Origin of the sequence: Mesorhizobium sp. L-2-11 (assembly GCF_016756595.1) — a bacterium.
In the GTDB taxonomy this organism is placed as follows: Bacteria; Pseudomonadota; Alphaproteobacteria; order Rhizobiales; family Rhizobiaceae; genus Mesorhizobium.
Map to the genome: position 1 here is coordinate 3,361,540 of NZ_AP023257.1, position 19,727 is coordinate 3,381,266.

Genomic DNA, 19,727 nt, shown 5'->3' on the forward strand with positions numbered 1-19,727 from the left:
TCCGGGCAACCCTCGCTGCCACAACCGCGCCCGCCGACATTGCCTACTTCCCGCCATAAACCCGGCGCACCTCGAATTCGTCCCAGGGTATGTGCCAAAAGGCTCGGCAATGGGGCAGGTCGCACCGCTCGCGGCAAGGGAAGAGTATGAACGCCAAAGTCATCTCCAAGGCCAAGCTGCCTAGCCGCTATGTGACCGTCGGTCCGGCGCGCGCGCCGCACCGCTCCTATCTTTATGCGATGGGTTTGTCGGCGGCCGAGATCGCGCAGCCGCTGGTCGGCGTCGCGAGCTGCTGGAACGAGGCGGCACCCTGCAACATTTCGCTGATGCGCCAGGCGCAGGTGGTCAAGAAGGGCGTCGCCGCGGCTAACGGCACGCCGCGCGAGTTCTGCACCATCACCGTCACGGACGGCATCGCCATGGGCCACCAGGGCATGAAATCGTCGCTGGTGTCGCGCGAGGTCATCGCCGATTCGGTCGAGCTCACCATGCGCGGCCATTGCTACGATGCGCTGGTCGGCCTTGCCGGTTGCGACAAGTCGCTGCCCGGCATGATGATGGCCATGGTGCGGCTCAACGTGCCGTCGATCTTCATCTATGGCGGCTCGATCCTGCCCGGTTCCTACAAGGGCCGACAGATTACCGTGCAGGATGTGTTCGAGGCCGTCGGCCAGCACTCGGTCGGCGCGATCGGCGACGCCGAACTCCTCGAAATCGAGCAAGCCGCTTGTCCGTCGGCCGGCTCCTGCGGCGCCCAGTTCACCGCCAACACCATGGCCACCGTCGCCGAGGCCATCGGGCTGGCGCTGCCCTATTCCTGCGGGGCGCCGGCGCCTTATGAGATGCGCGACCGCTTCAATTTCGCCTCCGGCGAAAAGATCATGGAGCTGATCGCAAAAAATATCCGCCCGCGCGACATCGTCACTCTGGAGGCGCTGGAGAATGCGGCGACCGTGGTCTCGGCCACCGGCGGCTCGACCAACGCGGCACTGCATTTGCCGGCGATCGCGCATGAGGCCGGGATAAAGTTCGATCTCTTCGACGTCGCCAGGATCTTCGAGAAGACGCCTTATATCGCCGACCTGAAGCCGGGCGGCAAATATGTCGCCAAGGACATGTTCGAAGCCGGCGGCATTCCGCTGTTGATGAAGACGTTGCTCGACCACGGCTATCTGCACGGCGACTGCCTGACCGTGACCGGCCGCACTTTAGCCGAAAATATGGAGCACGTTGCCTGGAATGTTAGCCAGGATGTGGTCCGTCCCGCCAACCGACCAATCACCCAAACGGGTGGCGTCGTGGGCTTGAAGGGAAACCTTGCCCCCGAAGGCGCGATCGTGAAGGTCGCGGGCATGTCGGAGCTTAAATTCTCTGGCCCGGCGCGCTGCTTCGATTCGGAAGAGGAATGTTTCCAGGCGGTTACGGATCGCAGCTACAGCGAAGGCGAGGTCCTCGTGATCCGCTACGAGGGACCGCGCGGCGGTCCGGGCATGCGCGAAATGCTATCGACGACGGCGGCTCTCTATGGCCAGGGCATGGGCGGCAAGGTGGCTCTCATCACCGACGGGCGTTTTTCGGGCGCGACGCGCGGCTTCTGCATCGGCCATGTCGGGCCGGAAGCCGCCGTGGGTGGCCCGATCGGGCTGCTCAGGGATGGCGACTTGATCTCGATCGACGCGGTGAACGGCACCATCGAGGTGGCGCTGTCCGACACCGAACTGGCGACCAGGGCAAAAGCATGGAAGGCGCGCGCGACCGACTATCAGTCGGGCGCGATCTGGAAATATGCACAAACGGTAGGGCCTGCCCGCGACGGGGCGGTCACCCATCCCGGTGGTGCGAGAGAAACACATTGTTATGCGGATATCTGAGTTGCTGAGGCTGTCTGTCTTTTCGGCACTGGTCGCGATCGCCACGTTCGGCGCGACCTTGGGCGCCGCGGGCCAGGCCATGGCCTTCGACGACAAGGTGTTCGACGACAAGACCGGCGTAAAGCCGAAGTCGAGCCCGTGGGCAGTGTTCCAGTTCGGCTTCTCCGCATACAAGAACGGCCGCAAGGAGCAGGCTGCGGAAGCTTATAAATACGCGGCCGAAAACGGCCAGATCGGCGCCACCTGGAAGCTTGCGCGCATGTATGCCGAGGGTGACGGCGTCGAGCGCGACGATTACGCGGCGTTCAAGTTCTTCAGCGAGATCGTCGATCAGGACGTCGAGCCCGGTTCGCCGGAAGAGAGCTATGTCTCTGATGCGCTGGTGGCGCTCGGCGACTATCTGAGGACGGGCATCCCCGGCAGCCCGATCAAAGAGAACGAGGTGGCGGCCCAGGAGTACTACATGCGCGCCGCCGCCAACTACCGCAACCCGAATGCCCAGTTCGAGATGGGCCAGATCTTCCTGAATGGCAAGGGCGGCGTCAAGGCGAGCATCAAGCAGGCCGGACGCTGGTTCCAACTCGCTGCGGAAAAAGGCCATGCCGGTGCGCAGGCGACGCTCGGCCACCTGCTCTTCCAGAGCGGCAAGATCGTTCGGGGGCTGGCGATGATGACCGCGGCGCTCGAACGGGCCGCGCCTTCCGACCAGCCATGGATACGCGGCATGCAGGAAGAGGCGTTTGCCGCTGCGGGCGAGGCCGACCGCCGCACCGCGATTTCGCTGGCCGACGACATCCTCACCAAGGGCGGCGGCGACCGATAGTCGTGTAGCCAACAGCCAGGAAAGGGTGGTTAATAGTCAGGAAGGGTGGGATCTCGAAAAAGTCGAGATCAATTCTCGGTCGGTTGCGTCTCGACGGGACCGGACTCCGGCGTTGAAACCGGCGTGGCCGGCGGCGCCAGCGTGGTTTTAGGACAATCGTCCTTGATCTTTGTCCATGACGTGTTGTTGAGCACCATGTCGCAGCGGGCGAGATGGCTCCGGCCGGAAAGCGTCAGGCAGGCGACCTGGCCGATCTGGAAGGATGTTCTGTTGGCCAGGCATGCCGGGTCGGCCAACGCCGGCGTCGCCGCGAGGGCGAGCGCGGCGGCACATGGGCAAATCGCAAATCTGATCGTCATCCTGAACCCCGGCCGAACCCGGATTGCAGCGGAAACCCCGATTGTGGCGATATGACGGTCTATCAACCGGGAATCCGGCGGTTCGGGCCCCGAAATGATCAGATTGGCGCAAAACCCAATTCGATGGCCACCGGCACGTGATCCGAGGGTTTTTCCCAGGCGCGCACGTGCTTTTCGATCGAGGCCGAGGAAAAGCGATTGGCGGCCTCGGGCGAGAGCAGCAAGTGATCGATGCGGATGCCGTTGTTCTTCTGCCAGGCGCCGGCCTGATAGTCCCAGAACGTAAAAATGTCCGGCGAGTCGGTGACCGCGCGCACGGCTTCGGTGAAGCCGAGGTTCTTCAGCCGGCGGAACGCCTGCCTGGTCTGCGGCTGGAACAGCGCATCGCCGAGCCAGTTCTCCGGGAATTTCGCATCAATCGGTTCGGGGATGACATTGTAGTCGCCGGCCAACACCAGGGCCTCTTCGAGCGCGAGCCTTTCCTCGGCCCAGCGCTCGAGCCGCGCCATCCAGGAAAGCTTGTAGGAGAACTTCTTCTCGTCATCGATCGGGTTGCCGTTCGGCAAATAGAGCGAGGCAACGCGCAACGCGCCCTTGTCGGTCGAGAACACGCCCTCGATGAAACGGGCCTGCTCATCCGTATCGTCGCCCGGCAAGCCTCTGATAACCTCGTCGAAGCGCAGCTTCGACAGGATGGCGACGCCGTTAAAACCCTTTTGGCCATAGATTTCGACGTTGTAGCCAAGCGCCTCGATCTCGGCCCGCGGAAACTGCTCATCGGCCGTCTTGATCTCCTGCAGGCAGGCGATATCAGGCGCGCTTTCCGTCAGCCAATGGGTCAAATTGCCGATGCGGGCCCGAACGCCGTTGATGTTCCAGGTGACGATTTTCATGACGGCCTCATTGCTATTCAGGCGGATGGCGTTCGACGAGGCCGATCGTATTGCCTGCCGGATCCTTTAGGAAGGCCATCCATTCGCTTTCCCCCGCCGGCCCGAACAGGCCCTCGGTATCGCGGTGGACGAGCATCGGCGGCGCGGTGAAGGGGACACCGGCGGCTTTTGCCGAGGCGTAGAAATCGTCAAGGCCCGAAATGTCGAGATAGACGGTGCCGGCCGGCAGGCCGTCGGTGAACAGCAGACGCACGTCGCCGGCCATGATGAAGGCGATGCCGGGCGGATCGAAGCGCACGTGCACTGTCATGCCGAGCACGTCATGCCAGAACGCCAGCGTTGCATCGAGATCGCGTCCGGCTGAAAGCGCGACCTGACGGACCGCGCTAATGGTAGGCATTCTCTAAATACTGAAGCTGGTGCCGCAGCCGCACGAGGCGACCGCATTCGGGTTCCTGATCTGGAACGACTGGCCCATCAGATCGTCGACGAAATCAATCACCGAGCCACCCATATAGACCAGCGAGAGGTCATCGATCAGCACCGTGGCGCCGTCCTTCTCGATGGCGACGTCGTCATCGTTGCGGGTGTCGACCAGATCGAACTTGTAGGAAAAGCCGGAACAGCCGCCGCCCTCGACCGAAACGCGCAGCGCCGTCTTGCCGGTTTCGCCAGATACAATCTTGGCAATCCGCCTGGCGGCGGCGTCGGTCATCTCGATTTTCATGGCGGTCTTGGCGTCAGCGCCCATGGGCGTCACCTTGCATTCGGTTTCACATGATAGGTATGAAGCTCGAGGGGGCAAGTCAACTGCGGCATAGACCATGGAAATTGGTTGGGGCCATGGAAATTGGTTGGGGCGATGACGAATGAGTTGGGCGACATCGGATTTGGTTATCGGCCGCGCGCCGCCTATGCCTGCGATCCGGCAAAGTCGCGCGGGCGGCTGTTCGACGAGGTGGAGAGCCCGACCCGCACGCCGTTCCAGCGCGACCGCGACCGCATCATTCATTCGACGGCCTTCCGCCGGCTGAAGCACAAGACGCAGGTGTTCGTCGCGCATGAGGGCGACCATTACCGCACCCGGCTGACGCATTCGATCGAGGTGGCGCAGATCGCGCGCGCCCTGGCGCGGGCGCTGCGCGGCGACGAGGACCTGGCAGAGGCGGTGGCGCTGGTGCACGATTTCGGTCATACGCCCTTCGGCCATACCGGCGAGGACGCGCTGAACGAGAAGATGGCGGCCTGGGGCGGTTTCGACCACAATGCGCAATCGCTGCGCGTGGTGACGCGGCTGGAGAGCCGCTATGCCGAATTCGATGGGCTGAACCTCACCTGGGAGACGCTGGAGGGGCTGGTCAAGCACAACGGACCGCTGACCGACGCCAGCGGAAACGGGCTGAAGGGGCCGGTGCCGCAAGCGATCCGCGACTATTCGGAGCTGCACGACCTCGAACTCGACCGCTTCGCCGGCATCGAGGCGCAGTGCGCGGCGATCGCCGACGACATAGCTTACAACAGCCATGACATCGACGACGGCCTGAGGTCGGGCCTTCTGAAGCTCGACATGCTGGAAAAGGTCTCGCTGCCCGGCTCGATCCTCGACAGCGTGCGTCAGCGCTATCCGGCGCTGGACGATGTGAGGACAGGGCACGAACTGATGCGCCGGCAGATTACGATGATGGTCGAGGACGTCATCGTCTCCACCACCGCCAATTTGGCCCGCATCAAGCCGGACAGCGCCGACGCGGTGAGGGCGGCAGGCGAGACGATGGTGACCTTTTCTGCCGAAATGGCCGCGTTCGAAAAGCAATTGAAGGCCTTTCTGTACAAGCATCTCTATCGCCACAGCGAAGTCATGCGCGTGCGTAACGAGGCCGAGCAGATCGTCAACGACCTGTTCGAGGTCTATTTCGCCGATCCGCGCGCCATGCCCGATGGCTGGCGCGAAGGGCTCGACCGGGCTGACGATCGCATCAAGGCGCGCAGCGTCGCCGATTTCCTGGCGGGCATGACGGATACCTATGCTTTGAAAGAACACCGCCGTTTGTTTGACCATACGCCTGAATTAAGCTAGGCGGGGCTCGATTTTGCCGGCCAATAGACCGGTTTCCCGCAAAGCCGTCAGAGCCAGAGCCACACCAATGAACATCTTCGCCGATTTCAACGCGCGAATTATAAAGGCCGTCGAAGCGCTTGATTTGAAAGACAAAGACGGCGGTTCGCTGGACTTGTCGCGCATCGCCGTCGAGCCGCCGCGCGACGCCAGCCATGGCGACCTCGCGACCAATGCGGCAATGGTGCTGGCCAAGCCGACCGGCCAGCCGCCGCGCGCACTGGCTGAAAGGCTGGCGCAAGCGCTGCGCGCCGACCCGGACATCGCCGCTGCAGACGTTGCCGGCCCGGGCTTCGTCAATCTCAGGCTCAAGGACGCGTTCTGGCAGGTGCACCTGACTGGGCTGCTCGGCGAAGGCCGCAATTACGGCCGCTCGACGGTCGGCGGCGGCAAGAAAGCCAACGTCGAATATGTCTCGGCCAACCCGACCGGACCGATGCATGTCGGCCATTGCCGCGGCGCCGTGGTGGGTGATGCGCTCGCCAATCTGATGGCCTTCGCCGGTTACGACGTGACCAAGGAATATGTCATCAACGACGCTGGTTCGCAGATCGACGTGCTCGGCCGCTCTGCCATGCTGCGTTACCGCGAGGCGCTGGGCGACGCCATCGGCGAGATTCCGGCCGGGCTCTATCCGGGCGACTATCTCGTGCCGGTCGGTCAGGCTCTGGCGAGCGAATTTGGCCGTTCCTTGCTGCTGATGCCGGACGAGGAAGCGCTTGCCATTGTCAAGGACCGGACCATCGACGCGATGATGGCGATGATCCGTGACGATCTGGCGCTGCTCAATGTGCATCACGACGTCTTTTTCTCGGAGCGCACCCTGCACGCCGACCACGCCAGGAAAATCCGCTCGGCGATCAACGACCTGACGCTCAAGGGCCATATCTATAAGGGCAAGCTGCCGCCGCCCAAGGGCGAGAAGCCGGACGACTGGGAGGATCGCGAGCAGACGCTGTTCCGCTCGACGGCGGTCGGCGACGACATGGACCGGGCGCTGGTCAAGTCGGACGGCACCTTCACCTATTTTGCCGCTGATGTCGCCTATCTGAAAGACAAGGTCGATCGCGGTTTCGTCGAGCTGATCTATGTGCTTGGCGCCGATCATGGCGGCTATGTGAAGCGCCTGGAAGCGCTTGCCAGGGCGATTTCCGGCGACCAGGTGAAGCTTACCGTGCTGCTTTGCCAGTTGGTAAAACTTTTTCGCGAGGGCGAGCCGGTGCGCATGTCCAAGCGGTCGGGCGATTTCGTAACGCTGCGCGAAGTGGTGGAGGAGGTCGGCCGCGACCCGATCCGCTTCATGATGCTCTACCGCAAGAACGATGCGCCGCTCGATTTCGACTTCGCCAAGGTGACCGAGCAGTCGAAGGACAATCCGGTGTTCTACGTGCAGTATGCCTCGGCGCGCTGCCATTCGGTGTTCCGGCAAGCGAGCGAACAGTTGGGCGAGGCCAATTTCGACCGCAATCGGTTGGCCGCGGCCACCGCTTCGCTGACCGACGAAGGCGAGATCGGCCTGATCAGGAAGCTTGCCGAATATCCGCGGCTGATCGAATCCGCGGCACTTGCGCTCGAGCCGCACCGGCTGGCATTCTACCTCTACGATCTCGCCTCCAGCTTCCACGGACATTGGAACCGCGGTACCGAAAATCCCGACTTACGTTTTGTTAAGGTTAACGACCGACAATTGACCCATGCCAGACTAGGGCTGGTGCAGGCTGTTTCGGATGTTTTGACGTCCGGCCTGACGCTGATCGGAGCCGATGCGCCCACCGAAATGCGTTAGGTTTTGACTAAAAAACCTGTCACCTTTTGCCCACATTGCGCTGGTAAGGGCCAACCCTGCGCGACGTCCACGGCGTCCGAATGAGTGCGAGTTCGGGAACAATAATGGCAGACAGAACCCAGCTGAAAGCAGCCGCCCAAAACGATATCGCCGACGATGATCCGTTCGCGGAACTGACCAGGATCATGGGGTTCGACCCGCGCCAGCCGGTTAAGCCGCAGGCCCATTCGGCGCCGGCCGCAGCAAGTCAGCCGGCGGACGACGGCGATTTCGGCATCGACCTCGAGAAGGAGTTGATGGGCGAATTCGGCGCCGACGACAATGACGGCGCAACCGAACGTCGCGAGCCGGCTTTCGACCCGGCTGCCACTGACCCAATCGACGACGCGCTTGTCGCGTCGCTCGAACAGGATCTCCTGCTGGACGACGATGCGGCAGACGAAACCGCCGATGCCGACGATGTACGCCCTGGCGTTGCCGGAGCATTCACGCCGGCTGTTGAAGCTGCTTTCGACGACGATTTCGATGATGCGCTCGCCAGTTCGCTCGAAGACGTGTCGCCATTCGAAGACGATTTGCCGGTTAACGACGAGCCTGCCGCGTCGCTCGAACAGGATTTCCGACTGGACGACGATACGGCGGACGGGGCCGAACAGAATACTGCCGCGTCGGCCGCCGAACCCGCGTTCGACGATGAATTCGACGACGCCGTCGCAAGCTCGCTCGAAGACGAGCTGACGCTCGACGAGCACGTGCCGGTGGAGCAGGCGGCCGAAGCCGCCGACATCTCGGCGCCGGCCGCCGAACCCGCTTTCGACGATGAATTCGACAACGCCGTCGCAAGCTCGCTCGAAGACGACCTGATGCTCGACGAGCACGTGCCGGTGGAGCAGGCTGCCGAAGCCGCCGACGTCTCCGCGCCGGCCGCCGAACCAGCCTTCGACGATGAATTCGAAAGCGCCGTCGCAAGCTCGCTCGAAGACGATCTGATGCTCGACGAACTTGAGCCGATCGAGGCCGCTGTTGAAGCGCCTGCTGCGCCTGTTCGGGCCGTTTCGGACGAGTCCGATGAAGTCTTTGCCGACCACGACACCATGGCCGACGTCGCGATGGATGATGACGTCGACGCGGATGACGTCGACTTGGATTTCGACATTCGCACGGCTGAACCGGTCGAAATCGACGAGCCAGAAATTGACGGACCGGAGGCTATCGCCGCCACGGACGACGAGCCTTCCGCGGCGACCCCGGAACCTGCGTTCGACGACGATTTTGAACTGAGCTTCGACGACGCGCTTGCCGGGGAAGCCGAGGAGCCGGCTACGCAGGCCCCCGGCATTGCAGCCCAACCGACGGCGCCAGCCGCCGTGGCTCAGCCGGTAGCGCCAGCTCCCGTCGCTGAGGAGCGGAGCCTCGAAGACGAATTGAACGCGCTGTTGGGCACCATGAGCACACGGGCTGCCCCAGTGGCAGCGTCCGCGGCCGCCATGGTTCAGCAACCTGTAGTTGCGGCTGGAAAAGCCGCCGGCAAACCAGTGGATTCCACCGACGAACTGGTCTGGAGCCTTGACGAGCAAGACCCTTCGGAGCAGCCGAACGATGATGCGGTCCAGGCCGCCGACGCCGATCTCGATACCGTTCTCCTCGACGGGCTCGAGGGCCATGATTTCGGCGCTGAAGATGCTGCCGGACCGGCTGATATCGATTTCGACGAGGACGCATTGCACGCCGCCTTCGCCAAGGACATCGGTCTGGATCATGGCGACGGCGATGACGTTGCGGCCGCTTCACAACAGGATCGGAATGATTCGCTCAGCTGGATGGCGGCACCCTCCGTCGCGCCTGCGCCGGCCCGTTCGTGGAGCCGCGTAACGCCGGTCGCACAGCCGCAGCCTGCCTTTGCAGCCCAGCTAACGGCTTCGGCGACCACAGAAACAACGACACCACCAGTGGCTGCGGCACCCTCCTATCAGAATGAGCCGGCCTATCAGGATGAGCCGGCCTATCGGAATGAGCCGGCCGAAGGCGATGCCGCCAATGCGGCACCTGCGCCGGCGCAAGGCGAACAGCCCTCTGCATATGACGAGATGCCTGATGTCGAGACGGTCGATGTGCCCGAGCGCGTCGTAGCGCTGGCCGACGACCTCGATATTCCGGAACTCGACTTCAATGAAGACGAACCGCCGGCGCCTGCCTATGACGATCTCGATACCGAGTTCGCCAGCCTTCTCTCGGAAATGAGTGCCGTGGATGTCGCTGCCGCCCCAGCGCGCAGCGCGGCGTATGACGACGAATCCTACAATGCCGGATTCAAGCCGGGGGCCGGATTTAAGCCAGGGGGCGGATATGAGCCGGGGGCAGGATTCGAGCCGGCGGCCGGACCCCAGCAGGGGGCAGGATTCCAGTCAGCGGCCGGGTTCCAGCCCGACCGTGTTGAAACGCGGACCTATGCGGCGAGACCGGCAACAGCGCCCGTCAGTGCGGCTTACGCCGATGCTGCCAACGGCTTCGATCTGGGCGACTTGCCCAGCGGCCGGCCGGTTTCGCAAGCGCAAGCCAACGACTTTGCCCTGGACGAACTCGACTATGACCCCGAACTGGATGAGGCCATGTCGGTTGCAGGCCTGGCCGAGCAGAATGCCGCGAAGCCCCGGCGCCGCGGCCTGCTGGTCGCCGCAGTCGTCGGCGCCGTGGCGGTCGCCGGCGGTCTCGGCGCCTTCGCGCTGTCTTTCGGCGGCAACGGCGGCAGCGATGCGCCGGTGATCGTCAAGGCAGACAACGCACCGATCAAGGTCAGGCCGGAAAACCCGGGCGGCACCGTCGTGCCGAACCAGGACAACAAGGTTTACGACGCCGTGGCCAAGGGGGGCGCGAGGCCTGCCGAACCGGTCCAGGAAAAACTGGTTACCAACACCGAAGAGCCGGTGGACGTGGCCGCCAAGGAGCCGCCGCAGAGCCGTGTGGTCGATCTTTCGCCCGACATCGACACGGCTGAAGCCGCCGATGCGGCCGGCGGCGACACGCAGGCGGCCGGCGACACGCAGGCGGCCGGCGACACGCAAGCGGTCGGCGACACGCAAGCGGTCGGGAATGCCGACGCCGCCGCGCCGGCACCCAAGTCCGAGGATCGTATCGCCCAGGTTCTGCAAGAGGCCGAGCAGGGCACCGAGCCGGATGTCGTCGCGGTTGCGCCACGCAAGGTGAGAACCATGGTGGTGAAATCAGATGGTTCATTGGTTGCGCGCGAGGATCCGGCGCCTGCGGCATCGCAAGTGGCTGCCGTCGAGCCCGTCGATCCGGCGCCGCAGCTTGTGGCCCCGGCGGGTCAGGCCGGCGACGCGGCGCAGACCGGTACCGTACCGTCTGTTGCCGACCAGGCAAGTGGCGACCTGTTGGGCGGAACCCCAGTGGGCGACCCAGTGGCAGGCGACCGGGCCGAAACCGCCGCGCCGGGAGCCGCCACGCCGGAAGCAGCCAATCTGGCCGCCGTGCCCACGGCTGAGGCTGAAGCCCAAACCACCCAGCCCGCCAACACGCCGGACACGGTGCCGGTGGCGCCGCAGCGCCCGTCCGACCAGCCGGTCGACGTCGTCGGTGAGGTCAAGCCCGACCAGGTCGCGTCCATCAATGCGGCGGCCTCGACCGGCGGTGGCTCGTGGTCGATGCAGATCGCCTCGCAGCCGACCGTCGAAAGCGCCCAGTCGACCTATCAGGATCTGCAGCGTCGCTATGGCAGCGTGCTCTCCGGCCACACGGCCAACATCGTCAAGGCCGAGATCGCCGGCAAGGGGACGTTTTATCGCGTCCGCGTCCCGGCGAAGTCGCGCAACGATGCGATCAACTTGTGCACCAACTACAAGGCTGCCGGCGGCAATTGTTTCGTGTCGCGCTAACCGTTTTCAAACCTCCCGCCCTTGGGCCGAAAGAACCGGCGCGTCTGTGACCGCGCCGGTTTTCTATGTTGGAACGAGTTCTTTGTGTGGAAGGGATTCCGGCTCGAGCGATTTGGCTCGATGCGATTCCCTTTGTCTGCGTGACGCTCTAAACTCCCGCCCATGACCGAATCAAAATCCATGATCCTTGGCTGCGCCGGGAAATCGCTCACACGCGAGGAAATCAATTTCTACCGCAACGAATGCCCGTGGGGATTCATCCTGTTTGCCCGCAACATCGGCGAGGCCGAGCAGATCCGCGATCTGGTCGCCGCGATGCGCGATTGTGTCGAGCGCCCGGACGCTCCGGTGTTCATCGACCAGGAAGGCGGCCGTGTGCAGCGCCTGCGGCCGCCGCTGGCACCGAATTATCCGGCCGGTGGCGCGCTCGGCGCCTTGTGGCGCAACGATCACGACGCCGGCAACCGCGCAGCATGGCTAATGGCGCGGCTGCATGCTTTCGACCTGCTGCGCTACGGCATCACGGCTGATTGCCTGCCGGTGCTCGACGTGCCGATCGAGGGCGCCAGCGACGTCATCGGCGCGCGCGCCTATGGCAAAGAGCCCCGCGCCGTAATCGAACTTGGCCGCGCCGCGGCGGAGGGCCTGATGTCGGGAGGCGTGCTGCCGGTGATGAAGCATATTCCCGGACATGGACGGGCCTTTGCCGACACGCATTTCGAACTGCCGACCGTCGATGCCTCGATGAGCGACTTGCAGCGGCATGATTTTGCCCCGTTCAGGGAACTCAATCATTTGCCGATGGCGATGACAGCACATGTCGTCTACAGCGCGATCGACCCGAAGAACCCGGCCACGATCTCCGGCAAGGTCATCGACGAGATCATCCGCGGCGAAATCGGCTTCGACGGGCTGCTGATGAGCGACGACACCTCGATGAAGGCACTTTCTGGGGATTTCCCGACAAAGGCCGCGGCGATCCTTGCGGCGGGCTGCGATCTGGTCCTTCACTGCAACGGCGTTTTCGAGGAGATGGTTGGCATTGCGTCGCGCACAACGGGGCTTGAAGGCATGTCGCTGCAACGCGCGCAACGGGCACTGACCTATATCAAGAACCGCGATCGGGCCGATGAAGCCGAGATACGCGCCGAATTCGCCACTTATTTCGATGCGGTGGCCTAGACCGTGATTCCAAACCGAAGGTCAGCGTAGCAAAAAGTGGGAGCCGGTTTTTCGGAACAGATCACGGTCAAACAAGAAGATTAAAAGCAAAGGACGCGACAGGAAGTGGCGGAAACGTTGGACAGTAAGGCCGGCAAGGCCGCACCGATGGACCGTCTTTGGGCCGAGAACGACGATTCGCGGCTGACCGGCGATCCCGCGCTGGTCGTCGATGTCGACGGTTTCGAGGGCCCGCTCGATCTTCTGCTGCATCTTGCCCGCAACCAGAAGGTCGATCTGTCGCGCATCTCGATCCTGGCGCTGGCCGAGCAATATCTGGCCTTTGTCGAAAAGGTGAGGGCGCTCAGGCTGGAGCTTGCCGCCGATTATCTGGTGATGGCGGCGTGGCTGGCGTTTCTCAAGTCGAAGCTTTTGATCCCCAAGCAACCCGGCGATGACGGTGAAAGCGGCGAGGAACTGGCGGCGGTGCTGCAATTCCGGTTGAAGCGGCTGGAGGCGATGCGCGACGCGGCGGCACGCCTGGTCAACCGCAACCGGCTCGGACGCGACGTGTTCGCCCGCGGTATGCCGGAAATGGTCATCGTCGAGAAACGCAACGCCTATTCGGCCTCGCTCTACGATCTGCTGACCGCCTATGCGGCGCAACGCCAGAAGCAGGCGATCACCAATGTGACGATCGCCAGGCGCGGTGTGTGGTCGCTCAAGGATGCGCGCGACATCCTGAACAGGCTGATCGGCACGCTTGCCGACTGGACGGCGCTGGACAGTTTCCTGGTCGAATATCTGACCGACCCGGACGAGCGGCGTACGGCGGTTGCCAGTTCGTTTGCGGCGACGCTGGAACTGGTGCGCGAAGGCAAAATGGAAATGCGGCAGGACGAGGTGTTCGCGCCGCTCTACCTGCGCGGTCGTGCGCAAGGCATCAGGGCAGTTGAGGTGGCATCATGAGCGAGCGCGCCAACGCTTCGGTCATTCCGTTCAAGGTCGAAGACGAGACCGAAGACGACGTGCTCGCCGATGTGCCGGCAGAAAGCCAGGTCCAGAACCTGTCCCAGAATCCCGGCGAGCGGCTGCATATGGCGGAAGCCGTGCGCATGGCCGAGGCGATCGTTTTCGCCAGCGCCGAACCGGTCAGCGAAAAACAGCTTGCCGCGCGCCTGCCCGACGGCATCAATATTGCCGCGGCGATGGCTGAACTGCAGCAGATTTATGCGCGGCGTGGCGTCAATCTGGTGCGCGTTGGCGATGCCTGGGCGTTCCGCACCGCCGGCGATCTCGCTTTCCTGATGAGCCGCGACACGGTGCAGCAGAAGAAGCTTTCCCGTGCGGCGCTCGAAGTGCTGGCGATCATCGCCTACCACCAGCCGGTGACGCGCGCCGAGATCGAGGATATCAGAGGCGTCGAGACCTCGAAGGGCACGCTGGACACGCTGATGGAAACCGAATGGGTGAAGATGCGCGGCCGGCGCCGCACGCCCGGCCGTCCCGTCACCTACGGCACGTCAGACATCTTCCTCGACCATTTCGCGTTGGAGGAGATCCGCGATCTCCCCGGCATGGAGGAATTGAAGGGTGCTGGGCTGCTTTCGGGCCGCATGCCGTCGAATTTTTCCATTCCGCTGCCGCCGGCCGACCCGGATGCGCTGACCGACGACGAGGATCCGCTGACCGACATCGACCTTGAGGAACTCGGCCTGTTGACGCCGCGCGTCGAGGAAGATTGATCGCAAAGACGTGCCGAAAGCGATTGGTGTTTAGCGGCTGCGCCGATAGGTAGCGGGCTGCGGCGCCGAAACTGCGTGACTTCGGCCACTCATTTATAAACTCTGTCGCGGTTATGTTTGAATCCCGGCGCGAAAGCGCATAGATCATCGTCAGAGAAAACTTTCGAGAGAGATTGTTATGGGTTCATTTTCGATTTGGCATTGGCTGATCGTGCTGGTGATCGTGCTGCTGGTGTTCGGTCGCGGCAAGATTCCCGAGCTGATGGGTGACATGGCCAAAGGTATCAAGAGCTTCAAGAAGGGCATGGCCGACGACGACGTTGCCGAGGACAAGCGCACCGTCGAGCACCGTGCCGACGAAACCGTTTCGGCAGCGAAGGAAAAGGCCAGCAAGAGCTGAGCCCAAAACTTTAGTCGGAACGTATCGCCATGTTCGACATCGGCTGGACCGAGATGCTGGTGATCGCGATCGTCATGATCGTGGTCGTCGGGCCCAAGGATTTGCCCAAGATGCTGCGCACTTTCGGCCGCACGACGGCGAAGATGCGCGGCATGGCAGCCGACTTCCAGAAACAGTTCAACGATGCGCTGAAGGAGGCCGAGCTTGACGACGTCAAGAAGTCGGTCGATTCACTCAGAAGCCTCAACCCGGCCGCCGAGATCAGGAAACAGCTCAACCCGTTCGAGCAGGCGGCGGCCGACGTCCGTTCAGGCGTCGACGCGGTGATGAAGCCGAAGCCGGCTGCAGACCCGGTCGCGCCGGCTGCTTCAACGCAGGATGCCGAGCTGAACAACGGCGCGACGGTGCTGCCGGGCGTCAAAGCCCCGGAAGCGGCGCCGGCGGCGCCGACCTTTCCGGCAATGACCGATGGTTCGGTGACACCGCCGGTCGCGACGGCGATGCCGGCCGCATCGCAAAAGACCTCGGCGGCGAAGACGAAGGGCGCGCCAGCGAAAGCGATGCCAGCCCCCAAGACCGCAGCGAAGCCAGCGCCAAAACCTGCTGTGACAAAGACCGCGGCTAAAAAGGCCGAGCCGAAGCCTGCACCGGCAGCGGTGAAGAAGCCGGCTGCAGCCGCCAAAAAGACGGCGGGAGCCGCCAAGTGAGCATTTCGGAAAAGGACGAGATCGACAAGTCGGCGGCTCCGCTGATGGAACATCTGATCGAGTTGCGCCGGCGGCTGATGTGGTCGATCGGCGGGTTCTTCGTCGCCTTCCTGTTCTGCTTCTTCTTCGCCAAGCAGTTGTTCAACCTGTTGGTCATCCCATTCAAATGGGCGACGCAATGGGCAGGGCTCGACCCGCTCAAGGTCGAACTGATCTACACGGCGCCGCAGGAATTCTTCTTCACCCAGGTCAAGCTGGCGATGTTCGGTGGCATGGTGATCGCCTTTCCGCTGATCGCCACGCAGATCTACAAATTCATCGCGCCCGGCCTCTACAAGAATGAACGCAACGCCTTCCTGCCGTTCCTGATCGCTTCGCCGATCCTGTTCCTGATGGGCGCGTCGTTGGTCTATTTCTTCTTCACGCCGATGGTGATGTGGTTCTTCCTCGCCATGCAGCAGACCGGCACCGACGACCAGGTGCAGATTTCGCTGCTGCCGAAAGTGTCGGAATATCTCAGCCTGATCATGACGCTGATCTTCTCCTTCGGGCTGGTGTTCCAGTTGCCGGTGGTGACCAGCCTGATGACGCGGGTGGGCATGCTGTCGTCCGAGGCGCTGGTCGAAAAGCGCAAATGGGCAATCGTCATCGCCTTCGTCGTCGCGGCTATCCTGACGCCGCCCGACCCGATAAGCCAGATCGGTCTGGCCGTTCCCACGATCCTTCTCTACGAGGTCTCGATCTGGTCGGCCCGGCTGATCGAGCGCAGCAAGGAACGGGAACGTCTGGCGCGCGAGAAGCGGGAGGCTGCGGAAGCGGCGGCCGAAAAGTCGGCGGACGCGTCGTCGACCTAGGCTGGCCTGAGGCCATTATTTTCAGGTTTGCGGGACAGCGCCCCCCTCTGTCCTGCCGGACATCTCCCCCACAAGGAGGGAGAATGGCAGCTTCGCCGACGGCTCACTTCTTGGATTCTGGAGATTGGCGAAAGTCGTGATGACAGCCGATCTCCCCACCCGTGGGGGAGATGTCCGGCAGGACAAAGGGGGGCGCGAGGGAACTCGATGTTCACATCTTGCATCGGTCAAGGATGCGGTTTACGCCCCTCTAGCCTACTTGAGGACGAAAAAACCATGCTTGACATCAAATGGATTCGTGACAATCCGAAGGCCCTTGTCGAGGCGCTCCAGAAGCGCTCGTGGCCGGCTGCGGAGGCACAGTCCACTGTCGATGATCTGATCGCCAGGGACGAGGCGCGGCGCGAACATCTGACCGAACTGCAGACCAGGCAGGAGCGCCGCAATGCCGCCTCGAGAGAAATCGGCAACGCCATGCGCTCGGGCGATGCCGCCCTTGCCGAAAGACTGAAAGCTGAGGTTGGCGAGATCAAGGCCTTCATCCAGAACGGCGAGGCGCGCGAACGCGAGCTCGACAAGGCGCTGAACGACGCTTTGGCGGTGCTGCCCAACGTGCCGCTCGACGATGTGCCGGTCGGCAAGGACGAGCACGACAACGTCGTCAAGCGCATCGTCGGCAATGTGCCGGCTCGCCCGAACTGGGTGAAGGAGCATTTCGAGATCGGCGAAGCGCTCGGCATGATGGATTTTGAGCGGGCGGTGAAACTGTCCGGTTCGCGGTTCACCGTGCTCAAGGGCGGACTGGCACGGATGGAGCGCGCGCTCGGCCAGTTCATGCTGGACCTGCATACGACCGAGCATGGCTACCAGGAGATCCAGCCGCCGCTGATGGTGCGCGACGAAGCTCTTTTCGGTACCGGGCAACTGCCGAAGTTCGAGGAGGATCTGTTCTTCGCCTCGCGTGGAGATGGCAGGCTTGGCCTCATTCCCACCGCCGAAGTGCCGCTGACCAATCTTGTGCGCGAAGACATCACGCCGCATGAGAAACTGCCTCTGCGCTATACCGCGCTGACGCCGTGCTTCCGCTCGGAAGCGGGCTCGGCCGGGCGTGACACGCGTGGCATGCTGCGCCAGCACCAGTTCTACAAGGTCGAACTTGTGTCGATCACCGACCAGGACACCTCGCTTGCCGAGCACGAGCGGATGACCGAATGCGCCGAGGAAGTGCTGAAGCGGCTCGGCCTGCCGTTCCGCACGGTGACGCTGTGCACTGGTGACATGGGCTTTGGCGCGGGCAAGACCTATGACATCGAGGTCTGGCTGCCGGGCCAGAACGCCTATCGCGAGATTTCGTCCTGCTCGGTCTGTGGCGATTTCCAGGCGCGGCGCATGGATGCCCGCTACAAGGACAAGGACGGCAAGGGCAACCGCTTCGCCCACACGCTGAACGGTTCCGGCACCGCCGTCGGCCGCGCTCTTATTGCTGTCATCGAAAACTACCAGAATGAGGATGGCAGCGTAACCATTCCTGAAGCGCTTCGGCCTTACATGGGCGGTCTGGAAAAGATCGAATCGAGATAATGCGCATCCTCCTAACCAATGATGACGGCATCCATGCCGAGGGCCTTGCATCGCTCGAACGCATCGCCCGCACGCTGTCGGACGATGTCTGGGTGGTGGCGCCGGAGCAGGACCAGTCCGGCTACGCGCATTCGCTGTCGATCTCGGAGCCGCTGCGCCTGAGAAAGATCGGCGAAAAGCACTTTGCCGTGCGCGGCACGCCGACCGACTGCGTCATCATGGGCGTGAAAAAGATCCTGCCCGCAGCGCCAGACCTGATCCTTTCCGGGGTCAATTCCGGCGCCAACATCGCCGACGACGTCACCTATTCGGGCACCGTTGCCGGCGCCATGGAAGGCGCGCTGCTCGGCGTGCGATCGATCGCGCTCAGCCAGGCTTATTCCTATGTCGGCGAGGATCGCCTCGTCCCTTACGAAACCACCGAGGCGCTGGCGCCGGCGCTGCTCAAAAAGCTGGTCGCCATGCCGCTGCCGGATGGCGTGCTGCTCAACGTCAATTTTCCGAATTGCCTTCCCGAAGAGATCGCCGGCACGGTCGTCACCTCGCAAGGCAAGCTCGTCCACAGCCTGTGGGTCGACGAGCGCCGCGACGGCCGCGGGCTTCCCTATTACTGGCTGCGCTTCGGCCGCGAGCTGGTCGAGGGCAAGCAAGGCACTGATCTCCATGCCATGCGCAACCGGCAGGTGTCGGTGACACCGCTGCAGCTCGATCTCACAGCGCATGAAATTCGCGATCAACTGACCAAGGCGCTCGCATGAACCTGAACCATGGTCCGACGGTCGATGACCGCGAAGGCTTCGCCGCTTTCCTGCTCCGCCTGCGTGGCAAGGGTGTGGTGCCGAAGGCGCTGATCGCCGCCTTCGAGGCGACGCCGCGGCGCGGCTTCCTGGCCGCACAGTTCCATCCGATCGCCTGGTCGGACCGCATGCTGCCGATCGAATGCGGCGAGGCGATCGAGGGCGCCGATCTGCAAGCCGCGGTGATCGCAGCACTTGCCATCGAACCGGGCAACCGGGTGCTCGAGATCGGCACCGGGTCAGGCTACACGGCAGCGGTGATGTCGCGGCTCGCCGCGCGCGTCGTCACCATCGACCGCTACAAGACGCTGGTCGAGCAGGCCAAACAGCGCTTCGAGGCGCTCGGCATCGGCAATGTCATCGTGCGCCAGGCGGACGGCTCCAACGGACTGGCCAATGAAGCGCCGTTCGACCGTATCGTCGCATGGGCGGCCTTCGACAGCCTGCCGCGCTTCCTGCTTGATCAATTGTCGAGCGGCGGCATCGTCATCGCCCCGATCGGACCCGAGGAGGGCGAGCAGGTGCTGGCCAAACTGACCAAGGTCGGCAGCCGCTTCGAACGCGAGGACATCGGTCTGGTACGCCTGCAGCCGATCCTGCGCAGCGTAGCCGCCGTCATCTAGGATCTGTCGATGTTCAGGTGATGCCCGCAACTCACCTGTCTGGTCGGTCTCCGGCTTACCTGAGCTGAATCACACCCGTTCGTGCAGCTTTAAATATTTTAAGAAAATTTGCGTCTGA

The 19,727-nt window shown here is 63.2% G+C and carries 18 protein-coding genes; 14 read left to right on the plus strand and 4 right to left on the minus strand.

What is annotated here, in order from left to right; translation table 11 throughout:
- The first annotated feature begins 146 nt into the window (after positions 1–146).
- The gene (ilvD, locus tag JG739_RS16105) at positions 147–1,871 is read left to right on the plus strand and encodes a dihydroxy-acid dehydratase (RefSeq protein WP_202362459.1); all 1,725 of its coding nucleotides are present in this window, start codon (positions 147–149) and stop codon (positions 1,869–1,871) included.
- The gene (locus JG739_RS16110; RefSeq protein WP_202362460.1) at positions 1,858–2,694 is read left to right on the plus strand and encodes a tetratricopeptide repeat protein; all 837 of its coding nucleotides are present in this window, start codon (positions 1,858–1,860) and stop codon (positions 2,692–2,694) included. The genes ilvD and JG739_RS16110 overlap by 14 nt, the downstream gene beginning before the upstream one ends.
- Before the next feature lie 68 nt (positions 2,695–2,762).
- On the opposite strand, the gene JG739_RS16115 is transcribed toward JG739_RS16110, so the two are convergent.
- From JG739_RS16115 to erpA, 4 genes are all read right to left on the minus strand, one after another.
- Complete coding sequence (locus JG739_RS16115) at positions 2,763–3,053, minus strand: hypothetical protein (protein ID WP_202362461.1); 291 nt, start codon at positions 3,051–3,053, stop codon at positions 2,763–2,765.
- Positions 3,054–3,151: 98 nt separating this feature from the next.
- Entirely contained in the window at positions 3,152–3,946 is a 795-nt protein-coding gene (gene xth, locus JG739_RS16120; RefSeq protein ID WP_202362462.1) for an exodeoxyribonuclease III, read from the minus strand.
- A 13-nt stretch (positions 3,947–3,959) separates the two neighbouring features.
- A complete protein-coding gene (locus tag JG739_RS16125) occupies positions 3,960–4,346 on the minus strand; it encodes a VOC family protein (protein ID WP_202362463.1) in 387 nt (128 codons plus the stop codon).
- Between the two features lie 3 nt (positions 4,347–4,349).
- A complete protein-coding gene (gene erpA / locus JG739_RS16130; RefSeq protein WP_202362464.1) occupies positions 4,350–4,697 on the minus strand; it encodes an iron-sulfur cluster insertion protein ErpA in 348 nt (115 codons plus the stop codon).
- A gap of 111 nt (positions 4,698–4,808) precedes the next feature.
- Between erpA and JG739_RS16135 the strand changes: the two genes are divergently transcribed.
- From JG739_RS16135 to JG739_RS16190, 12 genes are all read left to right on the plus strand, one after another.
- Entirely contained in the window at positions 4,809–6,023 is a 1,215-nt protein-coding gene (locus tag JG739_RS16135) for a deoxyguanosinetriphosphate triphosphohydrolase (RefSeq protein WP_202362465.1), read from the plus strand.
- 67 nt (positions 6,024–6,090) lie between these two features.
- Positions 6,091–7,848: an arginine--tRNA ligase gene (gene argS / locus JG739_RS16140; RefSeq protein ID WP_202362466.1), complete on the plus strand. Its 1,758-nt coding sequence runs from the start codon at positions 6,091–6,093 to the stop codon at positions 7,846–7,848.
- Between the two features lie 104 nt (positions 7,849–7,952).
- Positions 7,953–11,741, plus strand: a complete 3,789-nt coding sequence (locus JG739_RS16145; RefSeq protein ID WP_202362467.1) for an SPOR domain-containing protein — start codon at positions 7,953–7,955, stop codon at positions 11,739–11,741.
- A 162-nt stretch (positions 11,742–11,903) separates the two neighbouring features.
- The gene (nagZ, locus tag JG739_RS16150) at positions 11,904–12,923 is read left to right on the plus strand and encodes a beta-N-acetylhexosaminidase (protein WP_202362468.1); all 1,020 of its coding nucleotides are present in this window, start codon (positions 11,904–11,906) and stop codon (positions 12,921–12,923) included.
- A gap of 147 nt (positions 12,924–13,070) precedes the next feature.
- The gene (locus JG739_RS16155) at positions 13,071–13,871 is read left to right on the plus strand and encodes a segregation and condensation protein A (RefSeq protein WP_202367489.1); all 801 of its coding nucleotides are present in this window, start codon (positions 13,071–13,073) and stop codon (positions 13,869–13,871) included.
- The gene (gene scpB, locus JG739_RS16160; protein ID WP_202362469.1) at positions 13,868–14,647 is read left to right on the plus strand and encodes an SMC-Scp complex subunit ScpB; all 780 of its coding nucleotides are present in this window, start codon (positions 13,868–13,870) and stop codon (positions 14,645–14,647) included. The genes JG739_RS16155 and scpB overlap by 4 nt, the downstream gene beginning before the upstream one ends.
- A gap of 178 nt (positions 14,648–14,825) precedes the next feature.
- Positions 14,826–15,047 (plus strand): twin-arginine translocase TatA/TatE family subunit, encoded by a 222-nt coding sequence (locus JG739_RS16165; protein WP_202362470.1) that lies wholly within the window; start codon positions 14,826–14,828, stop codon positions 15,045–15,047.
- A 29-nt stretch (positions 15,048–15,076) separates the two neighbouring features.
- Positions 15,077–15,754, plus strand: coding sequence for a Sec-independent protein translocase protein TatB (tatB, locus tag JG739_RS16170; RefSeq protein ID WP_202362471.1), 678 nt, complete (start codon positions 15,077–15,079; stop codon positions 15,752–15,754).
- 44 nt (positions 15,755–15,798) lie between these two features.
- On the plus strand, positions 15,799–16,608 hold the full coding sequence (gene tatC / locus JG739_RS16175; RefSeq protein ID WP_202367490.1) for a twin-arginine translocase subunit TatC: 810 nt from the start codon (positions 15,799–15,801) through the stop codon (positions 16,606–16,608).
- A 276-nt stretch (positions 16,609–16,884) separates the two neighbouring features.
- On the plus strand, positions 16,885–18,189 hold the full coding sequence (serS, locus tag JG739_RS16180; protein ID WP_202362472.1) for a serine--tRNA ligase: 1,305 nt from the start codon (positions 16,885–16,887) through the stop codon (positions 18,187–18,189).
- The gene (gene surE / locus JG739_RS16185) at positions 18,189–18,947 is read left to right on the plus strand and encodes a 5'/3'-nucleotidase SurE (protein WP_202362473.1); all 759 of its coding nucleotides are present in this window, start codon (positions 18,189–18,191) and stop codon (positions 18,945–18,947) included. The genes serS and surE overlap by 1 nt, the downstream gene beginning before the upstream one ends.
- Positions 18,944–19,609, plus strand: a complete 666-nt coding sequence (locus JG739_RS16190) for a protein-L-isoaspartate(D-aspartate) O-methyltransferase (RefSeq protein WP_202362474.1) — start codon at positions 18,944–18,946, stop codon at positions 19,607–19,609. The genes surE and JG739_RS16190 overlap by 4 nt, the downstream gene beginning before the upstream one ends.
- The last annotated feature ends 118 nt before the right edge of the window (positions 19,610–19,727 follow it).